Raw genomic sequence first — 26546 nt, 5'->3', positions numbered from 1 at the left:
ACAGGGTGAGCCGCCAAATCATTTATGGAGTAACAATTACGCAGGTTTCCGGGCGTTCTTTCAAAAAATCCCGACCTTATCGTACTTTTGGCAGCAGATGCATACCACTCCCGTCAAGTTCCTGATTATCCGGTTTTCGTCCATCGGCGACATTGTGCTGACGACGCCGGTTGTTCGTTGCCTGAAACAGCAGGTTCCGGGAGCCGAAATTCATTATTGCACCAAACGCTCCTACCAATCCCTCATTGAATCGAATCCGTACATTGACAAGGGGTTTTACCTGGACAATAACCTGAATGACCTGATTGCTCAGTTGCGGAGCGAACGCTACGATTACATCATCGATTTGCACCGCAACCTCCGTACGATGTTGATCAAATTACGGCTAGGCGTTCCTTCGCGTAGTTTCGACAAGCTGAACTGGGAAAAATGGCTTTACGTTCGGTTCAAGATCAATACCATGCCTTCGCTGCACATTGTTGACCGATACCTGCAAACGACAGAATCGTTTGGGGTCGTCAACGACGACAAAGGGCTGGATTACTTCATTCCGTACAAAGACATTGTAGAACCGGAATGGATTCCGGCCACCCACCGACGCGGTTTTGTTGCCTATGCGATTGGGGGGCAACACACGACGAAGAAGCTGCCCGTGGAGCGCATGATTGAATTGTGCCGAAAAATCAATTATCCCGTCATTCTTTTAGGCGGAAAAGAAGACGTTCAGGCGGGGGAAGAAATCCGACAGGTGCTAAGTGACAAGCTGATTTATAACGCCTGCGGCAAGTACAATCTGAACCAGTCGGCATCGCTTCTGCAACAATCAACGCTGGTGTTCAGCCACGACACCGGGCTAATGCACATTGCAGCCGCCCTGAAGAAAAAAATCTACTCCATCTGGGGCAATACGACTCCGCAACTGGGCATGTATCCGTACAAAACCAATTTTGTTTTGCTCGAAAACAAACTGTTGCCCTGTCGCCCTTGTTCTAAAATAGGCTACGATCGGTGTCCACTGGGTCATTTCAAATGCATGAACGAATTACCGTTCGATTTTGACCTGAAAGAGCTGAAGCGTGGCGCCGGACCGTCGACCCGACGAACCGGTCCGGAACGTTAATCCAACCAACCCATGTCAAAAAAAGTATCGATTGGCCTCGTGCAGATGTCCTGCTCGGCCGACCTGGAAGCTAATCTTGAAAAAGCCATAGCGGGCATTCGTGAAGCCGCCGAAAAAGGGGCGCAAATCGTTTGTTTGCAGGAATTGTTCCGCTCGCTCTATTTCTGCGACGTCGAGGATCACCATAATTTCAGTCTGGCCGAAGCCATTCCCGGCCCGACAACGGAACGTTTAGCCGAAATTGCCCGCGAAACCAATACGGTCATTATTGCGTCGTTATTTGAAAAACGCGCAGCCGGTTTGTATCACAATACGACCGCCGTTCTGGATGCCGATGGAACGTACCTGGGTAAATACCGGAAAATGCACATTCCCGACGATCCGGGTTATTACGAGAAATTTTACTTTACGCCCGGCGACCTGGGTTATAAGGTTTTCGAAACCAAATATGCCAAAATAGGCGTTCTCATTTGCTGGGACCAGTGGTATCCCGAACCGGCCCGTATTACGTCACTGATGGGGGCTGAAATCCTGTTTTACCCCACTGCCATCGGCTGGGATACGGAGGAAACCGATCCGAAAGTGGATGCCGAACAGTACAGTGCCTGGCAAACCATTCAGCGCAGTCACGCGATTGCCAATGGGGTGCATGTCGTTTCGGTCAACCGGGTCGGAACCGAGGGCGGGCAAAAGTTCTGGGGTGGATCATTCGTAGCCAATCCGCACGGTTCGTTGCTCTACCTGGCTCCGCACGACGAGGAGGTCGTTCACGTACAGGAAGTTGACTTGAATTTAACCGATAAATACCGTACCACCTGGCCTTATTTACGTGATCGGCGAATTGATTCCTATCAACCCATCACGAAACGGTATTTAGACGAATGAACAAACGTATGAAGCTTTTTCTGACTCTTTTGCTTCCCGCCATCGCAGGCGTGGGCATCTATTATACGAACTACATAAGCGGCCCGGAGCCCATCACAACCGTTTATACCGGTGCTTTGCCCGCCCAAACCGCATTGACACCGACACCCCGGCAGACCTTTACGCCAACAACCCGGAAAGGCTACTGGAATCCGGATGTTGTGGGTGATTTTACGCTTCCTGCGACCAAATCCCTGACATTCAGCGGAGCCGGGCGAAACTTGCATGTTGATCAGGACTGGTCGAAACTGTTTCGCCGGGGGTTTTCGTCGATCGATAAGACCCGAATGGCGAAGGATGAATACCGAAGCGAATGGAACCCCAAACCGGACGGCTGGACGAGCCGCCTGAAACCGTCGCAGCGCGCGTTGACCATCGGGCAGGGCTATATGGCCGACGAACCGTTCAATATTGCGTGGTCCCGATCGGGCGACAAAGGCCCGGAAACCTGGTATGTCCGGCCATGGGGCGATAAAGGGTATAAAAACAGCATCTCCTGGGCGATGCTCGAGTTAAGTGGTGGTTGCGTCAATTTTGGCGATTGTCCGCCCGACAAGCGGAAAAGTACCTACGGAAAAATCTTTTTCGACATCGAAAACGAAGGACTGGGCAATCCGTTAAACCGGCAGGAACACGTAAATCTGTATACGTTTATGATGAAGTCGCTGCGGGAATGGATCAGTCCGTATACCGAAGTGGGTTCCATCGCCCCGGTTCCGTTAAACGGCTACGGCTATTCCCGCGCCCGCGATTATACTGCGTCGCCCGACTGGCTTTGGGCGATGCCGGCGAAGCAAACGGCCTCCTCGAAGGAACGCGGAATGCCCGATGCGATCGTTGGAAAGACATTTGCCGACTACATCGATTTTCAGATGCCGGGCACCTATTACCTGTATCCCGAATTCGATTATTCCATCAACCACAACGACGATGGTTCACGCCATTGGCTGGGGGCTTTGCTGGGCGAACAGGAAGTTAATATGCGTCTTTCACCGAAGAAAAGGATTGCGTGGCAGTGGTTATTCAACACCCAGAGCAGCGATTTTCCGAATAGCGAAAAAGCCAAGAACGCAGCACCGCCCGCCATTGCCGAAGGTGTTGCCATTTTTTACTGGTTTACCGGCGCTTATGGCGCTCTTTTCTGGGACGATATGGTGGACTTAAAACCGGATCAGCCTACTCCGGCCGAAGTGAACCTGCGGGAAATTGGGAATGACCGGGTTTATGCCTGTTATGAACACTATATTCACGGCCTCTGGCGGTTGTTCAAACACCACGGCGACCTTTTCAATGGCCGTGAAAAATACCTGAACGAGCAGACCGAATGTTCGGTGGACGGCGGCAAAACCTGGTATAAATACAACGCCAATCAGCTCAAAACCCACGACGTTCCCTTTGCCCGGGCCATTGTCAACGGCAATCAGATTCTGGTGGCGGCTACGCAACCGTACGGAAAACCCGGTCAGAATAAACAGGTCCTGGTGCGGTACATTGAAGATGGGTATCAATTTTATACAACCGTCAATTTGAAGGGTGACGAAATTTACCTTGGTCGGGCCACCATGTTGAAAACCGGAGCCGCCCGCAAGAAAGCGTAAGGTCACCTGTTTCCCCGCCTTAAAAACCGGAGAAATATGTATTGACAGATAATTCGGCCCTGTTTTTTTCCTTACAGGCCATAAGTGAACCGTTTGGCTTAAAACGGTTATTTTATCATCTTGCGTCCTTCTAATATTGTTCCGTCTTTCATCCGCAAGAGCGAAACGTTTTTAACCTAAAACAAGATGGCAGAACAAGAAACGAGTTCCGGGCTGGAGGGCTTCGGAAAAAAACTCCTGAATCTCTTTATCAAAGACGAGCCGACATCCGGCAAAACCGCACCGGTTATTCCTCAGAATCAGGGGAATACCGCACCGATTCCATCCTCTCCGTCAAACCCGGCGCCGGTGGTTTCCGCATCGACGGTTTCAACACCTCAACCGGAAGGCACCGTCGACACCAAGTTTGTTGATCATTTTGCATCCGTTTTGCATAAGAATAATCCACCCGGGCCGGATTATTTTGAATTTCGGGAAACGCTGAAAAACTTGTCGAACCTCAATTTGAGTGAAGATCAGCAGTATCAGGCGGCCTGGGCGAGTTACAAGGCAATGGGTGGTTCGGCAGATGTGGCCGCGCTGGTCAGTTCGGCCAATCAGTATCTGACCGCGCTGAACAACGACCAGCAGGCGTTTTCGAAAACCGTTGAGGAAGCGCTGACCGAAAAAGTGGGTGGTTTATCCAACGAGCAGAAACAACTGCAATCGGAGAATGAACAGCTCGCCAGACAGATTCTGGAGCTTCAGCGCAAAATGGACGCCAATGCCGAACGACTGGCTAAAATCGGCGGGGAGTTAACTGACCAGCGTCAGAAGATTACCCAAAGTAAAAGCAATTACGAAGCGACGCTGGCGGTTTTTGTCGGCCAGATCAAGCGGGATTTGCTGAAGCTGGGGGAATATATAAAATGAGGTATACGGTTTTCTGTTTTCGGTAAACCGACACTTGCTAAAAACGAATGCGTCAGCCAACTGAAAACCGTATACCGACCACGTTAAACAATAAACCTTAAACGAAACAAATGGCATCAACTCCTGATTTTTCACAAGTGGGTGGCCGAACCGAAGACGGCGACAAGCGGTCGTTCTGGAGCCGCCCGGAAGGCATCACCGGTCTGTTTTTTCTGGCCGCGCTGGGTGCAATGGGATTGGTATACTTTAACCGGATCGTCGAATTTCTGATCAAGGTGACCGAAAATACGCTCTATCTGGCGGGTTTGCTCGCCGTTCTGGGCTTCCTGATCTTCCTGTTTACCAGCAAAGATGTACGCACGGCGGTTTTCTTCCTATACAAAACGTTGATGCGGAAACTGACCGGTCTGGTCATCCAGCTCGACCCGATTGCGATCATGAAGATTTACGTCAACGACCTGAAAGACAAACGGCGCAGCATGCAGGGACAGATCGATACGCTGGCGGGTCAGCTGGTGAAACTGAACCGGAAAATTGCCGAAAATAACGACGTCATCAAGCAGAAATTTGCCGAAGCCAACAAAGCCAACAACATGTCCGATCGGCCGGGCATGCGGGAAGCGGCTCAGCTGGCGACCATCGAAGGCGCCGGTTTGCAGGAGATGAACGAAAAATTGCAGCCACTTCAGCGCAACATGCGGACGGTGCTGGAATTCATGGAGAAGGTAAACAAAAGCGCCGACTACATCATCAAGGAAACCGAGATCAAGGTAAAACTGAAAGAGGCTGAGTATCAGATTGTCAAGGAAAGCTCCAACGCACTCCGTACCGCCATCAGCATTTTCAAAGGCGATCCCGACAAGAAGTTTTACTTCGATGAGTCGATGGAATACATCCAGGACGACATGAGCAAGAAGTTGGGCGAAATGAAACGCGCGATGGATATGTCGATGGACTTCATCAACTCGGTCGATATCCAGAACGGTATTTTGTCGGACAAAGGCCAGGCCCTGCTGGAAGCTTACAACCACGGCGAATTTAAAATCATCAAACTGGACGACGCTCCCCCCGCCCCACCCGTCGCCCGCCCGATTAATCCGCCGAAAGACGAAGGGTATCGGAGTCTGCTGGACTAATGAATTTGATGGTTGAATGGTTTGATGGCTCACTGGTTACAAAACCGCTATGCTACCATTCAACCATTAGTTAACCATCTAACCATATTAACCATCTAACCATTTAATTCATGCAACGCTTAACCGTAGCCGGAAGGCTCCTCATCACGGCTCTGATTTTGGCCGGTATTTACTTTGGTGTTAAATACATCGGCGGAGTTGATCTGCTGAAAAAGTTTACATCGAAACAACCCACGGAACAAGCGTCTGACTCGCCCTCGATGCCGGCGGCAGAGGGTGAATCGAAAGACGAAGAATCTTCAAAAACTGCAACGGATACCGAAGCGACTGACAATGCAGGTTCCCGGCCAACGTTCAGCTACACCCCACCTGCCCCGCAAAACGGCAAACTAAAAGGCGTTGTTGAACTGGGCGCGAGTGGCTTTAACTCGTTCATTATCACCGTCGATAGCCAGAAAGCCTGGAAACTGGAGAAAGCCGAATTTGGCAACAGTCTGGTGCTGGAAAACATGGCCACCGATCAGGACGTTCGCGAAGGTTTGAAGAAATACATTTCCGGGATGCTGAACTTCGGTGTCGCCGGGCGGGACATCCACTTTGTGGTCAGCTCGGGAGCCGTGAAAGCCGACAATACGCAGAAAATTATCAAGGCACTGAAGTCGCTCAATTACGTAGTCAATACGGTTACTGCCGAACAGGAAGGTCGCCTGGCACTCCGATCGGTGCTGCCGAAAGACTTTGAAAGCTCCGGTTTCGTCGTTGATATCGGCTCCGGTAACACCAAGATTTCATGGAAAGATGGCGGAAAAACCACGGCTCTGGAAGGCCCCGGTGCCAAGTATTTCCAGAACGGTGACGACGATGCCAAAGTGTACAACGAGGTGAAAGCCCTGGCCGAAAAAATTCCGTCCGGAAACCGCAAAACCGCCTTCATCATCGGCGGGGTGCCGTTTGAACTGGCGAAAGAAGTTCGGAAAGACAAAGAGCGTTACACGGTTTTGAATGCGCCTTCGGCTTACAAATCGACAGAAGCCAAAACCAAAGCCGGGGTCAACATTTACAAAGCCATCGCCGACGGCACCAACTGCGATACCTTCGTCTTCGACTGGGATGCCAACTTCACCATCGGTTATCTGCTGACTTTATAAAGAAGTTATTTCGCGGAGTTGAGCGGAGTTAAAAGGAGTTAAGCGAAGGTATTTATTTCACTCTGCTTAACTCTTTTTAACTCCGCTCAACTCCGCGAAACAACTTTTCACTCATGACGCTACAGGACTTCTTCAACGCGGTTTCTTCCAACCCGGCGCTGCTGGCGGTTTTTCTATTATCGATTCCGGCGCTGGCCTTTGTCGTCAATATGTGGTCGGGCGCAACTGCCGAAGAGATCTGGCGGTGGCGGTTCGTGTACGCGACGCTGGTGTATCTGGCCTGCATTCCCGGCATTTTTGCCTTTACCCTCAACATCTATCTGTTTCTGTTCGAGCGGCAAAGCATCTGGCAAATGAACCTGATTACGCAGGTATTGCCCATCGTAACGATGGCGGCTACGCTGATGCTCATTAAACGCAAGCTGCCGTTCAACTACATCCCCGGTTTTGGCAAACTATCGGGTTTCATGACCCTCATCGGTGCCGTCATCGGCCTCCTCTGGTTCATCGACCGAACCCGGATTTACGCCGTCACCTACATTCCTTTCATTTATATCGTGGTCGGATTTGTCGGCCTGCTGCTGGTCATCCGGTTTGCGTGGAGCAAACTCTTCTAATTAATCCATTTTCGGAAGTCGCTCTTTGGTGAGCTGGGTCAATTGCCGCAAAACCGTCTGCTTTTCCGTTGGCAAGCCCGAGCGCGACAACCAGTTTTCGTAGAGTTCGAAGCTCCAGCCGAAAATCCGCTCGTTGTGACTTGCCAGAAAAGTGGTTAGATCTTTTAGAATTTCCGCATCCGGTTTTTCGCTTTTCAAGATCTGAATACTGTTTTCCAGGTACCGCTCCAGAATGGCAAAACCGCCGGTTAGCTCCCGTTTATCGATTCGCTGCAAGGCCATCCGGGCCTGATCGGGCTGTCCTACGATCAGGTGAAGTTCAACAATCGTTAATTTACTGCCCGGGTTGGCGTAAGGAAGTTTTTCGTATTCTTCAATGGCTTTTCGGTAGCTCAGACTCGCTTCCCTGAGCTTATTTGATAACGTAAAGTACCGTCCCTGTTCGGTCAACAAATTGCTGGTTAATTGCGGATCGCCTTTAAACGAGTTCAGTTTTCGTAGCGCCAGTTCAATATCAGCGCTGGCAGCATCGATCTGACCCAGTTTGGCTTTCGCGTTTGCCCGGCCCCGCAACGCCAACACCGCTGGTTGTTCAAATTGCTGTTTCTGAAGGGCTTGCTCGGGCACTCCTTTGCTCAACTGGCTGGACAGACGAATACTCTGATCGTAATCCGCAATGGCCTCCGGATATTCTTGCCGGAATGTGTGCATATCGGCCCGCTGGGCATATGTTACAATCCGCATCGTATCGGAACCATATTCAATGGCTTTCTCCAGGTCAACAAACGCCCCGGACCAGTTGCGTTCCCGCGCTTTCTGAAAAGCCGCCTGAACAAACGCGTTGGCGACGTTCCGGTTGGGTTTGGCAATTTTTTCCAGTGGCAACAGACCGGCTTCGCTGAACGCCAGCCGGAGCGCATCTTTGCTGCTAAAATTGGTATTGAGCGGTTGCGGCAACAGATTGTCGTACAGGGAAATCTGATTCAGTTGAGGAGCTTCCAGTAATTCGACAGGCAGTTCCGACAGCCGGTTTCGCATGAGCGAAAGTTGGTGCAGTTGGAGGCTCTTCCAGTCAACGGAGGGAATACGATCGATGTTGCAGTGAAACAGCGTCAGATTCCGCAGCTTCGGAAGTCTACTGATTTTCGTAAATACATCTTCCCCATCCAGACTCGGCTGGTTCATCAACTGCAAACTGTTGAGTTCCCGACAATACACGATACTGTCCGGCAACTGGCGCAATCCAGAATTTTCTTTGGGTGTGTCTTCTTCCATTTCGCCAACCTGCAAATTGGTCAGCCGCGTCAACCGACCGATGGATTCCGGAAGCGTCACCAACCGGGTCCGGCCCAGTTGCAGGTTCCGAAGTTCGGCCAGATTTCCGAGCGAAGCGGGTAAAATGGTCAGTTCATTGCCGGAAAGATCGATCATCTGCAATTTGGCCAGTTGGGTAATCCCTTCGGGCAATACGGTCAATTTTGTATTGCGGGCAAAAAACAGTTCCAGTTCCCGACAATTCCCAATCGTTTCGGGCAGTTGCGCCAGCGGATTTCCGTCCAGAATGAGATGGTGAAGGTGAGTCAATTTTCCCAACTCGGCGGGCAGCGTTGGGAGTTGGTTGTGGGTTATCGTCAGGTTTCTCAGCCTGGAAAGGGCGCCCAGGCCAGCCGGAATCGAGCTCAGTTTATTCTCGTTCAGATTGAGGTCCAGCAACTTCTTTAGCCGGAACAATACCTCGGGAAAAACCGTGAACTGGTTTTTTTGCAAATTGATCCCGTGAAGCGAATCGAGTTTACCCAGACCTTCCGGCAATTGTGTCAATTTGTTATCGTTCAGCGTGAGCTGTCTCAGTTGCCAGAGCTGACCTATTTCGTTGGGAATCCGTTGTAATTGATTCTGGCCTACATCCAAACGATTGATTTTGACCAATTTGCCAATGTTCTTCGGCAATTCCGTCAGTTGATTCATGGAAAGTGACAAACTCGTCAGGTAAATCAAATCACCCATTGATTCGGGTAAACGTACCAGCCTGTTACCCGACAAATTCAACTGATCCAGCCGGGCTAACTGGCCGATCGAAGCCGGTAAGTAGCGTAATTGATTATTGAAAATCGACAGCGAAACCAAGCCGGAAAGCTTGCCCAGATCAAAGTTCAGCGTGTCCAGTTGATTGCCCGACAGTCCCAATGACTTCAAACGGACCAGTTCATCCATCGATTCGGGTAGTTTGTTCAACTGACATCCATTGGCCTGCAGGACGTTGAGTTGCTTCAGTAAGCCGATTTGTGGGGGCAATTCGCCCAACGGATTGTTGTTGATCGTCAATTGTTTCAAACTTCCGAGCTGCACCAGGGCCATCGGGAATTTGCGCAGATTGCAATTGTCCAGGTTTATTTTTTCCAGGGTATTCAGTTCGCTGAATATGCCTTCGGTAATAGTCAGCTGCCGATTTCCCTGAAGATCAATCGTTTCCAATCGGGTTAATTTCCGGAGATCGGGCAAAACCGTCAGATTGGTATTGGCCAGCCGCAACGTCTCCAGGTCCGTCAGTCGGCTGAGAAACGACCAGTCGGTTTTCGCATCGATCCGCTGGTAACTGAAATCCAGTTCCCGAAGATTTTTGAGCTCGCCGAGAGTTGGGGGAATTTGGAGCTGGTATTGACCATTCTGTACCCTGAGTGACGTGATCTGCTGAAGTTTCGTAATGCCCGTCGGTAAAACCGCCGGATTACCGTTCACCCAAACCGTTAACTTCCGCAGCGCGGGCATACCGGCCAGCGTTGTAAATGTCTGTTCGTTCTCGTGGGAAGCGATCATGACATCCAGTCGATCCAACACCTTCAATTGCTGCAGCGAACTGGGGAGCGAAAGCGAAAATGGCAAAAAATTAGAACCAAAAAACCGCTGGTGAATCGTCAATCGCTGCAATTGTTTCAATTGGCTGACCGTCTGCCAGAGCGAGGATTTCGCCGTCAGCGAGTCGACTTCCAGATTCAGAACCCGCAATTCCTTCAATTCGGCGAGCCGACTGACATTTCCTTTCTTCAGAACTTCAATTGTTACCCGCAGGGACTGAACGGGGGCGTTTTTGTCTTTTCGGTCTACCAACTCCGCCAGATCTTCGTAACTGTTTGGTGCTACATACGAATTTGGGCGGTCCAGTCCAGGTCCGGCAAAGGACTTTTCCTGCGGATACCAGATCACCAGACTCTCCAGTTCCGCATCCGTTAACCCGTTCTCCTGTGCCGATGCCAGTGAAACCAGCCCGCACAAAGCGATCATCAGCAAGATTCGCATCCCAGATGCCGACATAATTTTGTATTTTTGCGGTGTGAACGAAAAATTGCATGAATATACAATCCCAGCACCATCTACCCAACACCCATTTCGTTCCGGCTCAGAACGGTTTTTACTTCCCGGCCGAATGGCACCCGCACGTGGCAACCTGGCTCAGTTGGCCGCATACCGAAGCGTCGTGGTCCAATGAGCGGCAGGAGCTGATGTTTCCGGCCTATATCGAGTTTATCCGGGCGATCAGCGAAAGCGAGCATGTTTGCATCAACGCCCACAACGAAACCGTTATTCAAACGGCCAAAATGCGGCTTTTGGTGGCCGGTGTCGATTTATCGAAGGTAACCCTGCTTCCTAACCCGACCAACGATTCATGGTGCCGCGACCACGGCCCGGCCTTCCTGATCAATCCGGTTTCGAAAGAAAAAATCATTGTCAACTGGGAATACAATGCCTGGGGTAACAAATACCCGCCCTACGACCGCGACCAGCTCATTCCGGTCGAAATCGCGCATTACCGGAAATTGCAATACGTCAATCCGGGGATTGTGATGGAGGGCGGTTCCGTCGAATTCAACGGAAAAGGGACGGTTTTGACCAGCCGCGCGTGTCTGTTGAATCAAAACCGTAATGCCCATCTGACCCAGGCGCAAATCGAACATTATCTTTGTGAATACTACGGGGTTCAGCAGGTCTTGTGGGTGGAAGAAGGCATCGTGGGTGACGACACTGACGGCCACATCGACGATACCGTGCGGTTTGTCAACGAGGATACGGTGGTGGTCGCCACCGAAAATAATCCCAACGACGAGAATTATCCGTTTCTTCAGGAGATTCATGAAGCGGTAAAAGCCATGCGATTGGTGAACGGCAAGCAGCTCAACATCATCGAACTGCCCATGCCCGACCCGGTTATCAGCGAAGGTCAGCGTCTGCCCGCATCGTACGCCAATTTTTACATTACAAATGGTTCGGTTATTGTACCGACATTCCGGTGTGCGAAAGACCAGACGGCAATCGATCTTCTCGAACGTTGTTTTCCAACCCGCAAAGTAGTCGGTATTGACGCAACGGAAATTGTTTGGGGATTGGGCACATTCCACTGCCTGAGCCAGCAGGAACCCGCCATCGAAGAATGATGTACGATCAGAAGATTTTTGGTTCGGTGGCCAACACCGACAACGGAGAAGTCGGTTCCGAAACCAGATTCTGGTATCACCAGGAGGGCGAAGTCGTCTGGGCCGAATACCGTGGTGGTTCAGTGGTAAAAGGCTTTCTGGTTGCGAAAATACTGGCAGATAATGCGTTGGATATGGTTTATCAGCACCTGAACACCGATGGCGAATTCCGGAACGGCGTTTGTCATTCCACTCCGGAATGGCTGCCCGACGGGCGCATTCGCCTGCACGAACGCTGGCGCTGGACCAACGGCGACGGCTCGGAAGGCGCATCGATCATCGAAGAAATTGCCTGATCATCCGTTTATGAAATTACATTATGTGATGGGTTTGGCATTGCTAACGGCCTGTTCAAGCCAAAAACCGTTAACTGCGGAAATGAAGCTGAACCGTCTGAAAGCCGTCAACCTGGAAGAAACCATCAGCCGGAAAGACGAATTGATGATGACCTGGTCGCTCACGGCCTTTGACAGCCAAAACCGCCTGGTAGGTGTTGCATCCAGCGCGTGGGGGGTGGAAAAGGTGAAAAAGGGCGCGGTTTTATCGTTCGAGAACCAGGCTCCCGTGCAGTTGGCGATTCCGAAAGGTGGCAAAGTGGTCGCGTCCCTGTTGCTGATCGAAGTGGATGATTACACTCAGGCCCAGCAATTTATCAAACGCATTCGCGACGTCAACGGCTGGATTCAGGTTCCCGTCGGCCTTTTCGAAATCGGGAGCGAATTGCTCACGCCTTTGAAATACGTCACCACGGCACTGACGGCAGCGGGTCTGGGCATTCAGTTGACCGACCGGCTGGACAAAGACGATATTCTGGGTCAGAGCAGCGTCGAAGTGAAAGACAGCAGCAAGGATCCTAAAAAAAAGAGTCGGTGGTCCACGTTCCCGCCCGGTTTTCGGGAAGGCACCTGCGCGATTCGTTTGAATACGAAGTTGAGTACGATATTCAGCTGAAAAAGATGAAAATAAAGCCCGCTTCCGGTCGTTAAAGCCATAGCGGTTTTCTGTAAATAGCTGTTGCTGACTAGATAAAAGAGAATAGAGGTGAGACAAGAGACAGCAACGATGATGATTTTGAAGGTCTCTTGTCTCACCATCTTACAAACACTCCAATTGATACCTGTTTTGACCTCGACTAATCGTTTAAAAAAAACATCCGGTTTTTTACTGTTCTGCGGTGTGCTTGCGGGCTGTAAGTCCTCAACGCCGGTTGTTACAAAGGCTCCCGAACCGGTTATTTTGAAACTCGGTAACAAATCGTTCACAACGGACGAGTTTTTCCAGTCGTTTACTAAAAATCAAATCAACGGTGACTCCTCCCGCCGGACGGGTCTTCGTGAATACATTGATTTATACACCAACCTGAAGCTCAAAGTCATGGCCGCCGAACAGGAAGGCCGCGACACCACGGAAGGGTTTCGGGAAGAAATTGCCACCTACCGCAAGCAACTGGCGCAGTCGTATCTCAATGACAAAGAGACCATTGAACACCTCACCGCCGAAGCATACGAACGGTTAAAAGAAGAAGTGAACGTTTCGCACATTTTATTTTCGGTGGCGGAAGATGCGGCTCCGGCCGATACGCTGAAAGCGTACCAGGCGGCCCTTGATGTGCGGAAACAAATCCTGAACGGCACCGACTTTTCAACGGCAGCCCGGCAGTTTTCCAAAGACCCAACGGCGGCAACGAACGGCGGCAATCTGGGCTATCTGACGGCTTTTCAGGTGGTTTATCCCATCGAAACCGCTGCATATACGACGCCGGTTGGCGGCATTTCCACGCCGGTTCGCTCGCGTTCGGGCTACCACCTGGTGAAGGTTCTCGACAAACGGCCCAGCCGGGGCAAGGTGCAGGTGGCCCATATTTTGGTGCGGATCAGCCCGAGCGCGGCCGCGTCGGGCGGTGGTAATGAAGGGCAGAAAGCCGCCAAAGCCCGAATCGACGAAGCGTATAACCGGCTGGAAAAAGGCGAACCGTTCGATATGCTGGTGAAAGAATTTTCGGACGATCGGGAGTCGCGCAACACCGGCGGGGTGTTGCCCGTCTTTGGAGTTGGACAGATGGTTCAGCCGTTTGAAGAAGCCGCTTATAGTTTGTCGCAGCCCGGCACGTTTTCAAAACCGTTCCAGAGTAATTACGGCTGGCACATTGTCCGGCTCATCGAACGGCAACCGCTGGAATCGTTTGAGTCGATGGCGGCAACACTTCGGCAGAAAGTAGTGACCGACACCCGGGCCGAAATTGTTCGTCAGGCAATGGTTCGGCGGTTGCGGAAAAACTACACGGTAACGGAGTCGCCCGACGTGCTGGCGAAAACGCTGACCATGGCCGACAGTAGTTTATTGACCGGGAAGTGGAAATTACCGGCCAAACTGGATGCATCCATTGAAAAGAAACCGATTGTGTTGATCAATCAACAGCCGTATACCGCCAATGATTTTCTGGCAACGGTCGTTCGCCGGCAGCAGCCCCGCCGGGACCCAACCTCTTCGGCGACGGTTCAGATGGAGCGGCTTTTCCGACGATTTGTTGATGATAAAATCATTGAGCAGGAAGAAACCGGTTTGGAGAAAAAGTATCCGGAATTCCGGTCGTTGATGAATGACATCCGCGATGGGGTGCTGCTTTCGCAGGTAATGGAAATGAACGTCTGGGAAAAGTCACTGACCGACTCGCTCGGACAGCGTGCTTATTACGAAGCCCATAAGGAAAAATACCGGTACGACCAGCGGGCGGCTGCTTCGATTCTGGTGGTGCCGAACGACGAAATACTGAAACAGGCGTCGGAAATGCTGGCCAAAAGTCCGTATCAGCTACGGCGGTCGGTCGAAGAATTGAGTTACGCAACAAACCAGAGTGCGCTGACGCCCAAACAGCGGGAAACCCTGTTTGATTTAATCGTGTTGCTGGTTAAGAATTCGGATTACCTGGTTGAAGTGTCGGGCTCGGCCGATGGCACGGAACGGGATACGATCTCGGCCAGCCGGATTCGGAATGTGGTTAGTTTATTGACAGCAAACCGGATTCCGATTGTCCGGATCATGGAAAAAGACCACGGTAAATTCCGGCCCGGTTTAACCGGAACGGGCCGGAATGACAAAGCCCGTCGCGTGACCTTTCAGCTCTATTCGACGTCTAAAAAAGATGTAGAGAAGATATTGAATTCGAAAGAACCGGGGGCGGTCAAACTGACAGAAGGACTGTTTGCCAAAGGCATCAATCCGTACCTGGACGCCGTTGACTGGCAACCCGGAACCACCACAATTCGGCGTGATGGAAAGGTAGCTCTGGTGAAAATTGACCAGATTGATCCTCCCCGGCTGAAAACGTTCGAAGAAGCCCGGGGAGCGGTTATCAACGATTACCAGGCTGTTCTGGAAAAACAATGGCTCGACCGCTTAAAACAGCAATATCCGGTCCAAATGAATGAAGAAGAGGTCCGGAAACTGGCGAAATAAATCGGTCCTTAACATCATTTAACACATTCATCGATTTGGCATGACGATAAATCCTGCCGAAATAGTTAATATTGAATAATAAACCTGAATAAAGTTTTTAATGAAATCAATCCTTCTCTCCTACTTTATTCTGACGACGCTGCTGATTGTAGCGGCATCTCCTGCCTATTCGCAGGGGAAGGGCGTCAGTCTAAACAAGATTATTGCCAAAGCCGACAATTATTACGTCCTCAAATCGGATCTGGAGCAGGCCCGCCAGTCTTATGCCCAGCAAAACCAGAAGGCACCTGGTGATTGCCAGCTGCTGGAAAGCCTGGTTGTGCAGAAAGTACTGTTGGCCAAAGCCGAAATTGACTCCGTCACCGTCGACGATAAGTTGATTGAAAACCAGATGGATGGCCGGATGTCGTACATGATTCAGCAATTTGGTTCGGAAAAAAACCTGGTTGAAGCCTACGGAAAAAGCATCGAGGCTTTAAAAAGTGAACTCCGTTCGGAAGTGAAAGAGCAGATGCTGGGGCAGCGGATGCAGACTAAAATAACCGACGATGTAAAAGTAAGCCCCAACGAAGTCCGGAAGTTTTTCAACGGCATTCCCAAAGATAGCTTGCCGTATATCCCCGCTGAAGTCGAAATCGGGCACATTGTCCGGTTGGCAAAAGTGACGAAAGAGCAGAAAGAGGAGTTACGGAAGCGGTTGCAGGCACTAAAGGAGCGCGTTGAAAAAGGCGAAGATTTTGCGAAACTGGCAACTGAATTTTCCGAAGATGTGGGTTCTGCCCAAAAAGGGGGTAGCCTCGGTTTTGCCAAACGCGGTGCGATGGTCGCCGAATTCGAAGGGGCCGCCATGAAGCTGAAACCCAATGAAATGTCGGACATTGTCGAGTCGGAATTTGGTTTGCACCTGATCCAGCTTATTGAAGTGCGGGGTGCGGAATACCACGCCCGGCACATTCTGCTCCGCCCCGATTACAACCGCCTGGACCTGAGCCAGCCACGCCGGTTTCTGGACAGCCTGCGAACGTTGATTGTGGCCGATAGCATCAAGTTTGAAAAAGCCGCCAAGGACTTTTCGGAAGACAAAGCAACGGCCGATGCGGGTGGAGTCATCCGGGATCAGCAGTCGAACAGCACCCTCATGCCGCTCGATCAGAACATGGATTACACGCTTTACATGACGCTGGACACGATGAAAGTAGGCAGCGTTAGCCAACCGATGGATTACCGGCTCGAGGATGGAAAAAGTGCCGTGCGGCTTTTGTTTTACAAGCGAAAAGTGGCCCCGCACACCGCCAGCATCAAAGACGATTACGAGAAAATCGCCAACATTGTGCTGAACAATAAAAAGAATACCGCCATTGATGCCTGGTTCAAAAAAGCCGTCAGCGATGTCTACATCAATGTTGATCCCGAATACCAGAGCTGCCACATTTTAGGCAGTCAGAAAACCGATGGCCCCTAAAGGGAGTTAAGAGTTAAGACGGGGCCACCCGTGTGGTGGGCGAATTCCCATACCTTGTTGCTTTTAATTTTTAACTCTTAACGCTTAATTCTTAACTCTTAACTCTTTCTCTTGTGGTACAATTTAATTCCGACGTTGCGGCTGCTGAAGCGCTGAATGATGCGTATAAAAGACTGAAAACGGAGATTTCGAAAGTGGTGATTGGTCAGGAAGAAACCGTGCGGCTTTTGCTCACGGCTATTTTTTGCCAGGGACACTGTTTGCTGGTCGGGGTGCCGGGTCTCGCCAAAACGCTGCTCATCCAGACCATCGCCGGGGCGCTCGACCTGAGTTTTAACCGGATTCAGTTTACCCCGGACCTGATGCCCTCGGACATTCTGGGTTCCGAAACACTTGATCAGGAACGGCGTTTCAAATTCATCAAAGGACCGGTTTTTGCCAACATCATTCTGGCCGACGAGATTAACCGGACACCTCCCAAAACGCAGTCGGCGCTGCTGGAAGCCATGCAGGAATACGCCGTGACGATTGCCGGGCAAAAATACCCGCTCGACCGCCCGTTCTTCGTGCTGGCTACCCAAAACCCGATCGAACAGGAAGGTACTTATCCCCTGCCCGAAGCCCAGCTGGACCGGTTTATGTTCAACGTTTTTCTGGATTATCCATCCTACCAATCGGAGCTGGACATTGTAAAATCAACGACCAGCGACGAGAAATACCAGGTACAAAAAGTATTATCCGGCGACGAACTGCTGGCCTTTCAGCATCTGGTGCGCCGGGTTCCGGTGGTCGACAATGTGGTCGAATATGCCGTTAAACTGGTTCATAAAACCCGCCCGAACACCGAAATGGGTTCGCCGGATGCCAATACCTACCTGGAATGGGGGGCAGGTCCGCGGGCTTCCCAGGCCTTGATTCTGGCCGCCAAGTGCAACGCATTGCTCAATGGCAAATATTCACCCGATATCGAAGACGTCCGGGCTGTCGCTTATCCCATCATCCGTCACCGGATCGTCCGGAATTTCAAAGCTGAAGCCGAAGGTATTACGGTCGACCAGCTTATCAAGCGGTTATTGTAATTCGGGATACGGTTTTCGGTGGCTGGCGCATTCTGGTAAAACATGTTTGAACGCGCCCGTCACCGTAAACCACCTATTTCTTCACCGTCCCTGACCGCAAAGTAAATCCCGGCCCTCTTTTGCCAAAATCAAACAAAATAATCATAAACTTGATTACTAGGTAGCTTTCGGTTCAGGCTTCAGGCAAACGCGTTGGATGACGGAATCGTAAAACGGTTAACTGCTAATCAATGACGACTTCTGTCCTTGCGGCTTTCGCCAGTCGCCACCAAAAAATTGCTGTCGGTCTGATCGTGCTATCGGAGTTTACCAGTGTAGCCATCGGAATGCTGCTGGGGAGTTCAATTTTGCCCAACCTACCGGGCTGGTATTTGTCCATCCTGTTGGGTGCGTTGGTTTTCATCCGGCAACGCGTGTGCCGATATAACGCCATACAGTCGACCGATTTGGTTTCAGTCGAGCGGTTTCGGTTTCAGAAATACAGTTATTTCCTGCTTTTTCTCATCAATTTTCTGGCGTATATCGTTGCGGGTGGCATCTGTGGCCGGGCGGTTTTGCATCCCGAGCCGTCGGTCAGCGTATCCAGCGAAAACGCTTACACCGTAATCAGCGAGAAAGACTCTTTAGTTCAACCTACGCCCAATCAGCGGGTTAATCAGTCCAATGGCACCTCCGTTTCGGAAAAACCGGGTACTGGAACAAAAATTGCCTATATTCTTTTATTCCTGGCCAGCATTCCTCTGTTTATTTTTGCGAGCCGTCTGGCCTGTGGTTTACTGTGCAGCGAACAAGGGTTTGCGGCCGTACTGGTTATTTTGCTCGGAACCGGTGTGCTGGCGGGCGGATTTTATTTCCTGGGACGGGCACTTACGAAAAACATGAAGTCCTACAAGGACATGACTCAACCGGAACGAAAACGGGAGAAACGGCGCTTTTTCCGAACGTTGCTGGGTACTGTCGTTGGCCTGCTTCTTTTTGGTTTGATCGCTTCGGCTACGAATTAACTACCACCACACATCCATGAAATACGTCTATTGCCTGCTTTTTTATACCGGTTTTCTATCTTCACTCCATGCTCAGACCAGTTTAACCCAAACCGTTCGCGGCCGGGTTTCCGATAAAGAATCTAAGTTTCCGTTGGTCGGTGCCACCGTTCAAATTCTGAATGCCACGGCCGACGGGCTCGGAACTGCCACCGATTCGTTGGGTCGTTATCGCCTGCCTAATGTACCGGTGGGTCGGCGAACGGTCAAAATAAGTCTGATTGGTTACAAAGAAGCTTTACTAAATAACATTATTGTTGATGCGGGCCGCGAAACCATTCTGGATGTCGACCTGGAAGAAGCCATTACCGAACTAGCCAGCGTTACCGTTAAGGCGCAGCGAACCGGCGACGCCCGCAATGAAATGGCCGTTGTATCGGCCCGACAATTTACGGTCGACGAAGCCGACCGCTACGCCGGAAGCCGGGGCGAACCCGCCCGGATGGCGTCCAACTTTGCCGGCGTGCAGGGTGCCGACGACTCCCGCAATGACATTGTGATTCGGGGCAATTCGCCGGGTGGCGTCCTCTGGCGGGTCGAGGGCATCTCGGTTCCGAATCCCAACCATTTCGCCATTGCCGGAACAACCGGCGGTTCGGTAAGCATCATCAGTAATAAAATGCTGGCCAATTCCGACTTTTTCACCGGCGCTTTTCCGGCGGAATACGGCAACGGCATCGCCGGTGTTTTCGACCTTCGGTTGCGAAACGGCAATAACGAAAAACACCAGCGCTCGCTGCAATTTGGCTTTTTAGGAACCGAAGCTGCACTGGAAGGGCCGTTGTCCAGAAAAACCGGGTCGTCGTATTTCGTAACGTATCGCTACGCCAACCTCTGGCTCTTCAAAAAAGCCGGTATCGACATTGGTACCCAGGCACTTCCGCGCTACCAGGATGCCTCGTTTCGGTTCAATTTCCCGCTCAAAAACAACGCGAAACTGTCCTTCTGGGGATTCGGAGGCACGAGCACCATCGACCTGCTCATCAGTGAACAGGAAGTGACCGACCGGAATATTTTCGGACAAAACGACCGCGACCAGTATTACACGGCGCGCATGGGCGTTGCTGGTATTACCTACGAAAAACCGCTCAACCGCAAAACATTTGTTCGGCTGACCCTGGCCGAGTCGGGCACTGTGCAGGACGCGTACCACAACTACCTTTTTTTCCAGAACGGAGCCGATGGTTTGCCAGTTGTGGAGAATAACCGCTATAAAATTACGGGCAAAGCCCCGATTCTGGATTACCGGTTTTCCGAAACCAAAACCTCCCTGGCGGGAGCTGTCAACCATAAATTCAGTTCGCGCAGTACGCTGCGGGCCGGTTTGATCGGGGATCTGTATTCATTTAATTTTATCGATAGTGCCCGCGTGGTAACGCCGGTTCCAAATGCGCCAACTCAACTGGGTCCGTGGCTAACCCGCTGGGATTCGCGGCAATCGGCGGTTTTGCTGCAGCCTTATGTGCAGTGGCGCGTTAATCTGGCCGATCGACTGACGCTGAGCGCCGGTTTGACGAGTTTGTATTTTTCGCTCAACAAAAACAGTTATTCGCCCGCCGAGCCCCGCCTGGGTCTGTCCTGGGATTTGCCCAACCGCCAGAAGCTCAGCTTCGCGGCCGGTTTGCACAGCCAGATTCAGCCAACGTATACTTACTTTTACGGGGCGGATTTACATAAAAACCGGCAATACCTGAATTCGGATGTGGGGCTGACCAAAAGCTGGCATTATGTGACCTCCTACGATCGGTTGCTGGGCCGAAACATGCGGTTGAAAATCGAAGCCTATTACCAGAAATTGTTTGATGTACCGATTGAAGAACAGCAAAGCTCATTTTCCATTCTGAATACCGGAGCAGGTTTTTCACGGATTTTTCCGGGTAAGCTGGTGAACAAAGGAACCGGGCGGAATTATGGCGCGGAACTGACGCTCGAGAAGTTTTTCAGCGATGGGTATTATTTTCTCGTCACGGGTTCGTTGTTCGATGCCAAATACAAAGGCTCCGACGGCGTGTTGCGAAATACGGATTTCAACGGAAAATACGCATTCAATGCGGTTTTTGCGAAAGAATTTACCTTTGGCCGCACGAGCCTGAATCTGGGTGCGAAGTTCACCGCCATCGGTGGTCGCTGGTACGGTCCGGTCGACGAAGCCCGCTCGCAAGCCGCCCAGGATATTGTGTACCAGAGTGCCAGCCGCAACACGCTCCAATTTCCGGATTACCGCCGGTTTGACCTGAAAGTGGATTATAAAATTAACCGCACCCGGCTGACTCACACGATTGCCGTCGACCTCGTCAACATACTTGGCATTCAGAATATCCTGACGCTGAGCTATGCGCCCCAGCCTGATGGCACGTTCATCAAGCGGGAATACCAGTTGGGTTTTCTGCCGGTTTTTTATTATCGGGTGGATTTTTGATACCAGATTCTTCATCATGAACAAACTTTTAGCCGTCTTCGCCCTTGGTTTGGCCCTAACAACCGGATATGGTCAGGCTCGAACCTCTCCCCTGCTGACGAACCTTTTCGCGAAAAATCAGAACCCGGTTTTTCAGGAAGTGATCAGACACCCGGACACGTACCGATTACAAATCATCTACACCCGAATCGACCGCGACCGTAACAACGTTCCGACGTTTACCAACTACTATTTTCACGTCGACAGCACTACTTATTTCAATCCGGCTTCAACGGTCAAATTACCGCTGGCCCTGCTTTCGCTCGAAAAACTGAACCGGATGAAGATTCCGGATGTGACCCTGTTCACGGCCATGCAGTTCGACAGTGCGTTTCGGAATCAAACCAGGGAGTGGACGGATAATACGTCCGAAACCGGTTTTCCGTCAATTGCCCATTTTATCAAAAAAGCATTTCTGGTGAGCGATAACGATGCCTATAGCCGTATGTATGAGTTTGTAGGTCAACAGGAAATCAATCGTTCGCTGCACGCCAAAGGCTATCTCGACACCCGCATCACCCACCGTTTCGTCCGGATGACTTCCGAAGAAAACCGCCATACGAACCCGGTCCGATTCATTCGTCCCGATGGCACATTGATTTACGCACAGCCAGCCGCCTATAATCCGGATGCGTTTGATTTTCGCCGGATTGATAAGTTGGGAAAGGGGTATCTGACCGCCCGCGACAGCCTGGTTCATGAACCGTTCGACTTTTCAACCCGGAACAAATACCCGCTCGAAGCCTTTCAGCAAACCTTGCAGTCGGTGCTGTTTCCGCAATCCGTTCCGGAACGCCAGCGATTCGATTTAACCGACAGCGACTATGCATTTTTATACCAGTATTTATCCCAGTTTCCCGGCGAAACCAATTACCCCAAATACGACTCGGATCAGTATTACGACACGTACGTGAAGTTCTTTTTTCAGGACAGTTTACACCACAAGTTACCGGAAGGGGTTCGGGTGTTTAATAAAGTGGGTTGGGCGTACGGTTTTATGACGGATGCGTCTTACGTTGCTGATTTCAAAAACCGGATCGAGTTTATGCTTTCGGCGACAATCTACGTCAATAAAGACGAGATTCTGAACGATAACAAATACGAGTACGAGAGTGTAGCGCACCCGTTTCTATACCAGTTGGGTCAAACGGTTTATGCGTATGAATTGAAAAGGAAGCGAAAAAACCGCCCGAATTTGCGGGAATTTAAAAGGCAGTATGAAACGCGGAAAAATGATGAACGACCCACAATAAAGGATGTCGATAATTGACGTTTGGGATTGTAGCGTTTTAAGGGAGCGTACAATACGAAGTCGTATCAAAGACCACGAACGGATACACTGATATGTGACGGGCCGCCCATACGGACATCGGTTTGACAACGTTTCTCACCGTTATCTACATGCTGTCTTCTTCACAAAGTTTTATAATTTGTGCGCGAATCCTGTCAAATGGCAGTCTGATTTATAACTTCTTCGTTTCAATGACAGAGACCGAAATTTTAATCAACCAAACTTCAAATGCTTACGAATGGACAAACAAGCTCCTCGAAGCAGTTCCATTCGATAAGTGGGAAATCATTCCTGATACCGTTGAATCCAATCTCAACTGGCAGGTTGGGCATTTGATTATCAGTCATTATTTCCATTCCATTCTGGTCATCAGAGGGCATCAGATGGATGTTCTCCAAAGGCTTCCAATCAAGGAATACAGTGATTTTTTTACGGTCTCAGCCCCGATCCTTTCGGTTGGAAAGACCAACGCAAGGACGCTGTTCCAGGACCTAAAAGTCATTCAACAGAAGTCAATCGATATCTTGACTTCTCTATCCCTCTCAGAACTAAACGGCCCACTCGAGCCTACGTCCATACCACACCCAATTGCTGCAACAAAATTTGAGGCAATTGACTGGAATATTAAGCATACCATGTACCATTGCGGACAGATTGGTATTCTAAGCCGAGTCGTCGATAAGCGTTATAACTTTGGTCTGAAGCTATCCAAATGAGCAGGAACAAACGCTCACCGTCTCACAAATTTCTCCTTCACAAGCCTAAAAACCGCACGACATCTTCACCCGTATCCAGATCAATATTTCCGGACTCGAAAGGCACTTCGGCGCAGTCGTCTGCGTGGTTTTTGATCACCCACTTTGCTCCCTTATCGCCTTCCAGGCTGAGCAGTTCACTGATGTATTTCCGGTCGAACAAGGCCGGAACGCCCAAACTGCCCGCGTAACCCGAAGCCACAATTCCTTTGCCGCTTTCCTGGTAAACCTGCGCCAGCTGCAGCAACAACCCGCGATCGACATGGGGTTGATCGGTCAGTAAAAACAAAACCGCATCGATGTCTTTCTGGGTCAGGTAAACAGCCGCCAGACCGGTTTTTACCGACGATGAAAGCCCCTGTTGCCAGTGTTGATTGTCGATAATGGTCACGGGCAGTCCTTCCAGTTCGGGCGAAATCCGGTTTTTATTGGCCCCTACAACGACGACAACCGGCCGAAAAGGGGTGGACAAAGCCGTATCGACCACCCGTCGAAGCAATGTTCTGCCTTCCCATTCAATGAGTTGCTTAGGTTCGTTGTCCAACCGCGTCGATGCTCCGGCGGCTAAAATAATGATGGCGAGGTTCATGCGTAATGACCGGTCAGGTGAGGTCAACAGACGTAGAGATCGATTGCACCGGCTGATGAATCGGCGCGTTCTTGAATTTCAGCGGTTGTGCTGAGGCCCGCCGGAAAACCGCCTGAATTTCTGCCAGGATCGACAGTGCAATTTCCTGTGGATTGTCGGCTCCGACATCCAGGCCGATCGGCCAGAAAAGCCGTTTTTCATCTTTCGATGTAACCAGGTCTCCTACCTCATCCAGCAGCGCATCACCGCGTTTTTTCGGCCCCAGAAGGCCAATATACGGGATATCGGTTTGCAATAATTCCCGCAAAACCGATCGGTCGTACTTAAAATTATGGGAGATCAAAACCGCGGCTGAAAAGGCATCGATTGGTAGTTGCTTCCGAATATCGTCGCGCTGAACGGCCAGCATTTCGTCGGCTACGCCAAATCGCCGGGGTTGCAGGTGCGCCACACAATCGTCGGTAACTACCACCCGCCAGCCAATTTGCTTGGCCAGTTGCACCAGCGGCACGGCATCGTAGCCGCCCCCAAACACCAGCAATTGAATGTCGGGTTTGAGTTCTTCCACGAAGATTCCGGCACCATCGGGCAGATTGGTTTCCAATGTCAGCGGGCGACGTTCCTGCATCACGCGATCGAGCGTTTCGAGCGGATTTTCCGAATCAGCAGGATCAATGGATTGAATGAGTACATCCAAAACCCCGTTGCAACCCAGACCGATGCCAAAGTTTTCGCCCTCCGGGTCAGAGGTGTCATAGGTGACCAAACGAGCCTGACGGGTTTGCATGACCTCACGGGCTTTTCGCAGCGCATCGCCCTCCAGACAACCGCCACTGATAGCTCCAATCCACTGGCCATCGTCGGTGATGTACATGCGGGCACCCGGACGGCGATACCCCGAACCGCTCAGTCCGACGACGGTTGCCAAAGCGGCTTTACGCTGGGTAAAGTCGGTCTTTCGGTAAGCCCGAATGAGTTGCTGAAATTCGTTAATCACGTTTTTAGACGATGATTGATGAATGAGAAACGATGAATTACCCAATTTACTCGAAATCAGCATTCCTCATTCACCGTTTCTCATTTTTCTTATCGAACACGGCTGGTGGATAGCCTACTTCAACCAGAAATAATCCGCTGGCGGGTGCCGAACGCCCGGCTTTGGTGCGGTCTTTCGCCAGCAGAATCTGTTTAAATTCGGCAACGGTCATGCGCCCCTGCCCGATTTCGAGCATCGTTCCCACCAGCGTTCTGACCATGCCATATAAAAACCGGTTGGCTTTGATGTGAAAAACAAGCTGATCGTCCTCGACCACCCACTCGGCCCGGTGCATGACACAGCGAAAATGCGAAACCTTCGTCCGAACCTTGCTAAAACTTTCAAAATCATCGTATTGAAACAGCAGCGCAGCCGCTCTGTTCATCTCGTCGATGTCGAGCTGAGGCCGAAAAACGTACACCAGGTAGTCCAGAAACGGACTTTTCTGTTTCCGGATGCGGTATTGGTAGTAACGGGTTGTGGCCGAAAACCGGGCATGAACGTCAGGGGCGACCGGAAAAATGGTCTGGATGGCAATATCCGGCGGCAGCAGGCAATTCAGGGCATGAATCAGGGTGTCCGTCAATTCCAACGGGCGGTCCAGCTCAAAATGGGCAAACTGCTGTTCGGCATGAACCCCGGCATCCGTCCGACCGCTGCCCACGATGGCAATGCGTTCTTTCAGAATTAGGGTCAGTTTCTGCTCCAGAACTTCCTGAATACTGATGCCATTGGGCTGAAATTGCCAGCCGTGGTAGGCCGTGCCTCGGTAGGAAAGTTGGATGAAGTAGCGCATAACATGCAAAAATAACGCTCTAATGCGCAAAACCGTCTTTTTGAAACTAGGCAGGCTCTTCCTCGGTAGTTGTAAAATTAATTCCTTGGTAAATGGCTCCGATTGCCAATTCAAAATTTAGGCGTGGAAAAACTACAACATCTTCCAATTGGATATATCGCTGATACGTCCATTGATCCGTATTTTCCACCCGGGCATATAATTCCACTCCCACCTTATATTGGTTAACCAACAAGTAATACAGCAGGGATGGCATTTTTTGGTATTCCTCCCATTTATAATCCCGATCAGTAGCCACCGACGATTTGGACAATACCTCAACGATAAGGCTGGGTTGCCGGATGATGAATTGGCTTTGTAAATCAAACGGATGACAAGTCAGAACGACGTCTGGATATGGATAGTAGATATTTTTGACAACTTCGACTTTAACGGTTTCCGTAAATACGCCACAACGCTCATTGGCGGGCTGGCTTTCAAGCATTCCGGCAATTTTCCGAACCAGACGATTATGGCGGAGCGAACTCCCCGCCATATCATAAATCTGTCCTTTGTAAAACTCATGCCGAATTTCGCTGGATTCTTCCAGTTTGAAATACTCTTCGACCGTTAAATGTGTTTTACCAACCGGAGTTGCATTCATATTTTAAAGGCTTC

The 26546-nt window shown here is 50.7% G+C and carries 22 protein-coding genes; 17 read left to right on the top strand and 5 right to left on the bottom strand.

Translation table 11 applies throughout. From position 1 onward, the window contains the following. Positions 1-97: 97 nt before the first annotated feature. The 7 genes from EHT25_RS01380 (at position 98) to EHT25_RS01350 (ending at position 7455) form a co-directional block, all read left to right on the top strand. Positions 98-1120 carry a glycosyltransferase family 9 protein gene (locus EHT25_RS01380; RefSeq protein ID WP_124869518.1) on the top strand — a complete coding sequence of 341 codons (1023 nt, stop codon included), beginning with the start codon at positions 98-100 and terminating at the stop codon, positions 1118-1120. A 12-nt stretch (positions 1121-1132) separates the two neighbouring features. Then, positions 1133-2005 carry a carbon-nitrogen hydrolase gene (locus EHT25_RS01375; RefSeq protein ID WP_124869516.1) on the top strand — a complete coding sequence of 291 codons (873 nt, stop codon included), beginning with the start codon at positions 1133-1135 and terminating at the stop codon, positions 2003-2005. 8 nt (positions 2006-2013) lie between these two features. After that, entirely contained in the window at positions 2014-3642 is a 1629-nt protein-coding gene (locus EHT25_RS01370) for a hypothetical protein (protein ID WP_229311398.1), read from the top strand. Between the two features lie 186 nt (positions 3643-3828). After that, on the top strand, positions 3829-4554 hold the full coding sequence (locus tag EHT25_RS01365) for a hypothetical protein (protein ID WP_124869510.1): 726 nt from the start codon (positions 3829-3831) through the stop codon (positions 4552-4554). 110 nt (positions 4555-4664) lie between these two features. Further along, positions 4665-5690, top strand: a complete 1026-nt coding sequence (locus tag EHT25_RS01360; protein ID WP_124869507.1) for a hypothetical protein — start codon at positions 4665-4667, stop codon at positions 5688-5690. A 110-nt stretch (positions 5691-5800) separates the two neighbouring features. Further along, on the top strand, positions 5801-6838 hold the full coding sequence (locus EHT25_RS01355) for an acetate and sugar kinases/Hsc70/actin family protein (protein WP_124869502.1): 1038 nt from the start codon (positions 5801-5803) through the stop codon (positions 6836-6838). Positions 6839-6951: 113 nt separating this feature from the next. Then, the gene (locus EHT25_RS01350; protein ID WP_124869499.1) at positions 6952-7455 is read left to right on the top strand and encodes a hypothetical protein; all 504 of its coding nucleotides are present in this window, start codon (positions 6952-6954) and stop codon (positions 7453-7455) included. On the opposite strand, the gene EHT25_RS01345 is transcribed toward EHT25_RS01350, so the two are convergent. After that, the gene (locus tag EHT25_RS01345) at positions 7456-10767 is read right to left on the bottom strand and encodes a leucine-rich repeat domain-containing protein (RefSeq protein ID WP_124869495.1); all 3312 of its coding nucleotides are present in this window, start codon (positions 10765-10767) and stop codon (positions 7456-7458) included. It lies immediately after the preceding gene. A 35-nt stretch (positions 10768-10802) separates the two neighbouring features. Here EHT25_RS01345 and EHT25_RS01340 point away from each other — a divergent pair, with 35 nt between their 5' ends. From EHT25_RS01340 to EHT25_RS01295, 10 genes are all read left to right on the top strand, one after another. Further along, a complete protein-coding gene (locus tag EHT25_RS01340) occupies positions 10803-11885 on the top strand; it encodes an agmatine deiminase family protein (RefSeq protein WP_124869492.1) in 1083 nt (360 codons plus the stop codon). Next, positions 11882-12220, top strand: a complete 339-nt coding sequence (locus EHT25_RS01335; protein ID WP_310588709.1) for an avidin-fold protein — start codon at positions 11882-11884, stop codon at positions 12218-12220. Before EHT25_RS01340 ends, EHT25_RS01335 begins: the two co-directional genes overlap by 4 nt. Positions 12221-12302: 82 nt before the next feature. Next, on the top strand, positions 12303-12875 hold the full coding sequence (locus EHT25_RS01330) for a hypothetical protein (protein ID WP_124869489.1): 573 nt from the start codon (positions 12303-12305) through the stop codon (positions 12873-12875). Between the two features lie 285 nt (positions 12876-13160). Beyond that, positions 13161-15380, top strand: a complete 2220-nt coding sequence (locus EHT25_RS01325; protein WP_229311397.1) for a peptidylprolyl isomerase — start codon at positions 13161-13163, stop codon at positions 15378-15380. Between the two features lie 100 nt (positions 15381-15480). Next, positions 15481-16842: a peptidylprolyl isomerase gene (locus EHT25_RS01320; protein WP_124869485.1), complete on the top strand. Its 1362-nt coding sequence runs from the start codon at positions 15481-15483 to the stop codon at positions 16840-16842. 113 nt (positions 16843-16955) lie between these two features. Beyond that, positions 16956-17921: an AAA family ATPase gene (locus tag EHT25_RS01315; RefSeq protein ID WP_124869481.1), complete on the top strand. Its 966-nt coding sequence runs from the start codon at positions 16956-16958 to the stop codon at positions 17919-17921. 230 nt (positions 17922-18151) lie between these two features. Continuing rightward, positions 18152-18925: a hypothetical protein gene (locus EHT25_RS01310; RefSeq protein WP_124869478.1), complete on the top strand. Its 774-nt coding sequence runs from the start codon at positions 18152-18154 to the stop codon at positions 18923-18925. Between the two features lie 16 nt (positions 18926-18941). Beyond that, a complete protein-coding gene (locus EHT25_RS01305; RefSeq protein ID WP_124869475.1) occupies positions 18942-21383 on the top strand; it encodes a TonB-dependent receptor in 2442 nt (813 codons plus the stop codon). Between the two features lie 16 nt (positions 21384-21399). After that, positions 21400-22692: a serine hydrolase gene (locus EHT25_RS01300; protein ID WP_124869471.1), complete on the top strand. Its 1293-nt coding sequence runs from the start codon at positions 21400-21402 to the stop codon at positions 22690-22692. A 212-nt stretch (positions 22693-22904) separates the two neighbouring features. Beyond that, complete coding sequence (locus tag EHT25_RS01295) at positions 22905-23429, top strand: DinB family protein (RefSeq protein WP_124869468.1); 525 nt, start codon at positions 22905-22907, stop codon at positions 23427-23429. A gap of 37 nt (positions 23430-23466) precedes the next feature. Here the strand turns inward: EHT25_RS01295 and EHT25_RS01290 are convergent, their stop codons facing one another. The 4 genes from EHT25_RS01290 to EHT25_RS01275 form a co-directional block, all read right to left on the bottom strand. Continuing rightward, entirely contained in the window at positions 23467-24057 is a 591-nt protein-coding gene (locus tag EHT25_RS01290; protein WP_124869466.1) for a nucleotidyltransferase family protein, read from the bottom strand. A gap of 13 nt (positions 24058-24070) precedes the next feature. Further along, positions 24071-25054: an XdhC family protein gene (locus tag EHT25_RS01285; protein WP_229311396.1), complete on the bottom strand. Its 984-nt coding sequence runs from the start codon at positions 25052-25054 to the stop codon at positions 24071-24073. A 70-nt stretch (positions 25055-25124) separates the two neighbouring features. After that, positions 25125-25889 carry a tRNA pseudouridine(38-40) synthase TruA gene (truA, locus tag EHT25_RS01280; RefSeq protein ID WP_124869460.1) on the bottom strand — a complete coding sequence of 255 codons (765 nt, stop codon included), beginning with the start codon at positions 25887-25889 and terminating at the stop codon, positions 25125-25127. 46 nt (positions 25890-25935) lie between these two features. Next, positions 25936-26532 (bottom strand): Uma2 family endonuclease, encoded by a 597-nt coding sequence (locus tag EHT25_RS01275; protein WP_124869457.1) that lies wholly within the window; start codon positions 26530-26532, stop codon positions 25936-25938. Positions 26533-26546: the final 14 nt, after the last annotated feature.

The sequence above is a fragment of the Larkinella rosea genome, from assembly GCF_003858635.1.
Classification (GTDB): domain Bacteria; phylum Bacteroidota; class Bacteroidia; order Cytophagales; family Spirosomataceae; genus Larkinella; species Larkinella rosea.
Note: the sequence above shows the minus strand (reverse complement) of the source record. Positions and strands in the feature narration are given on the sequence as shown.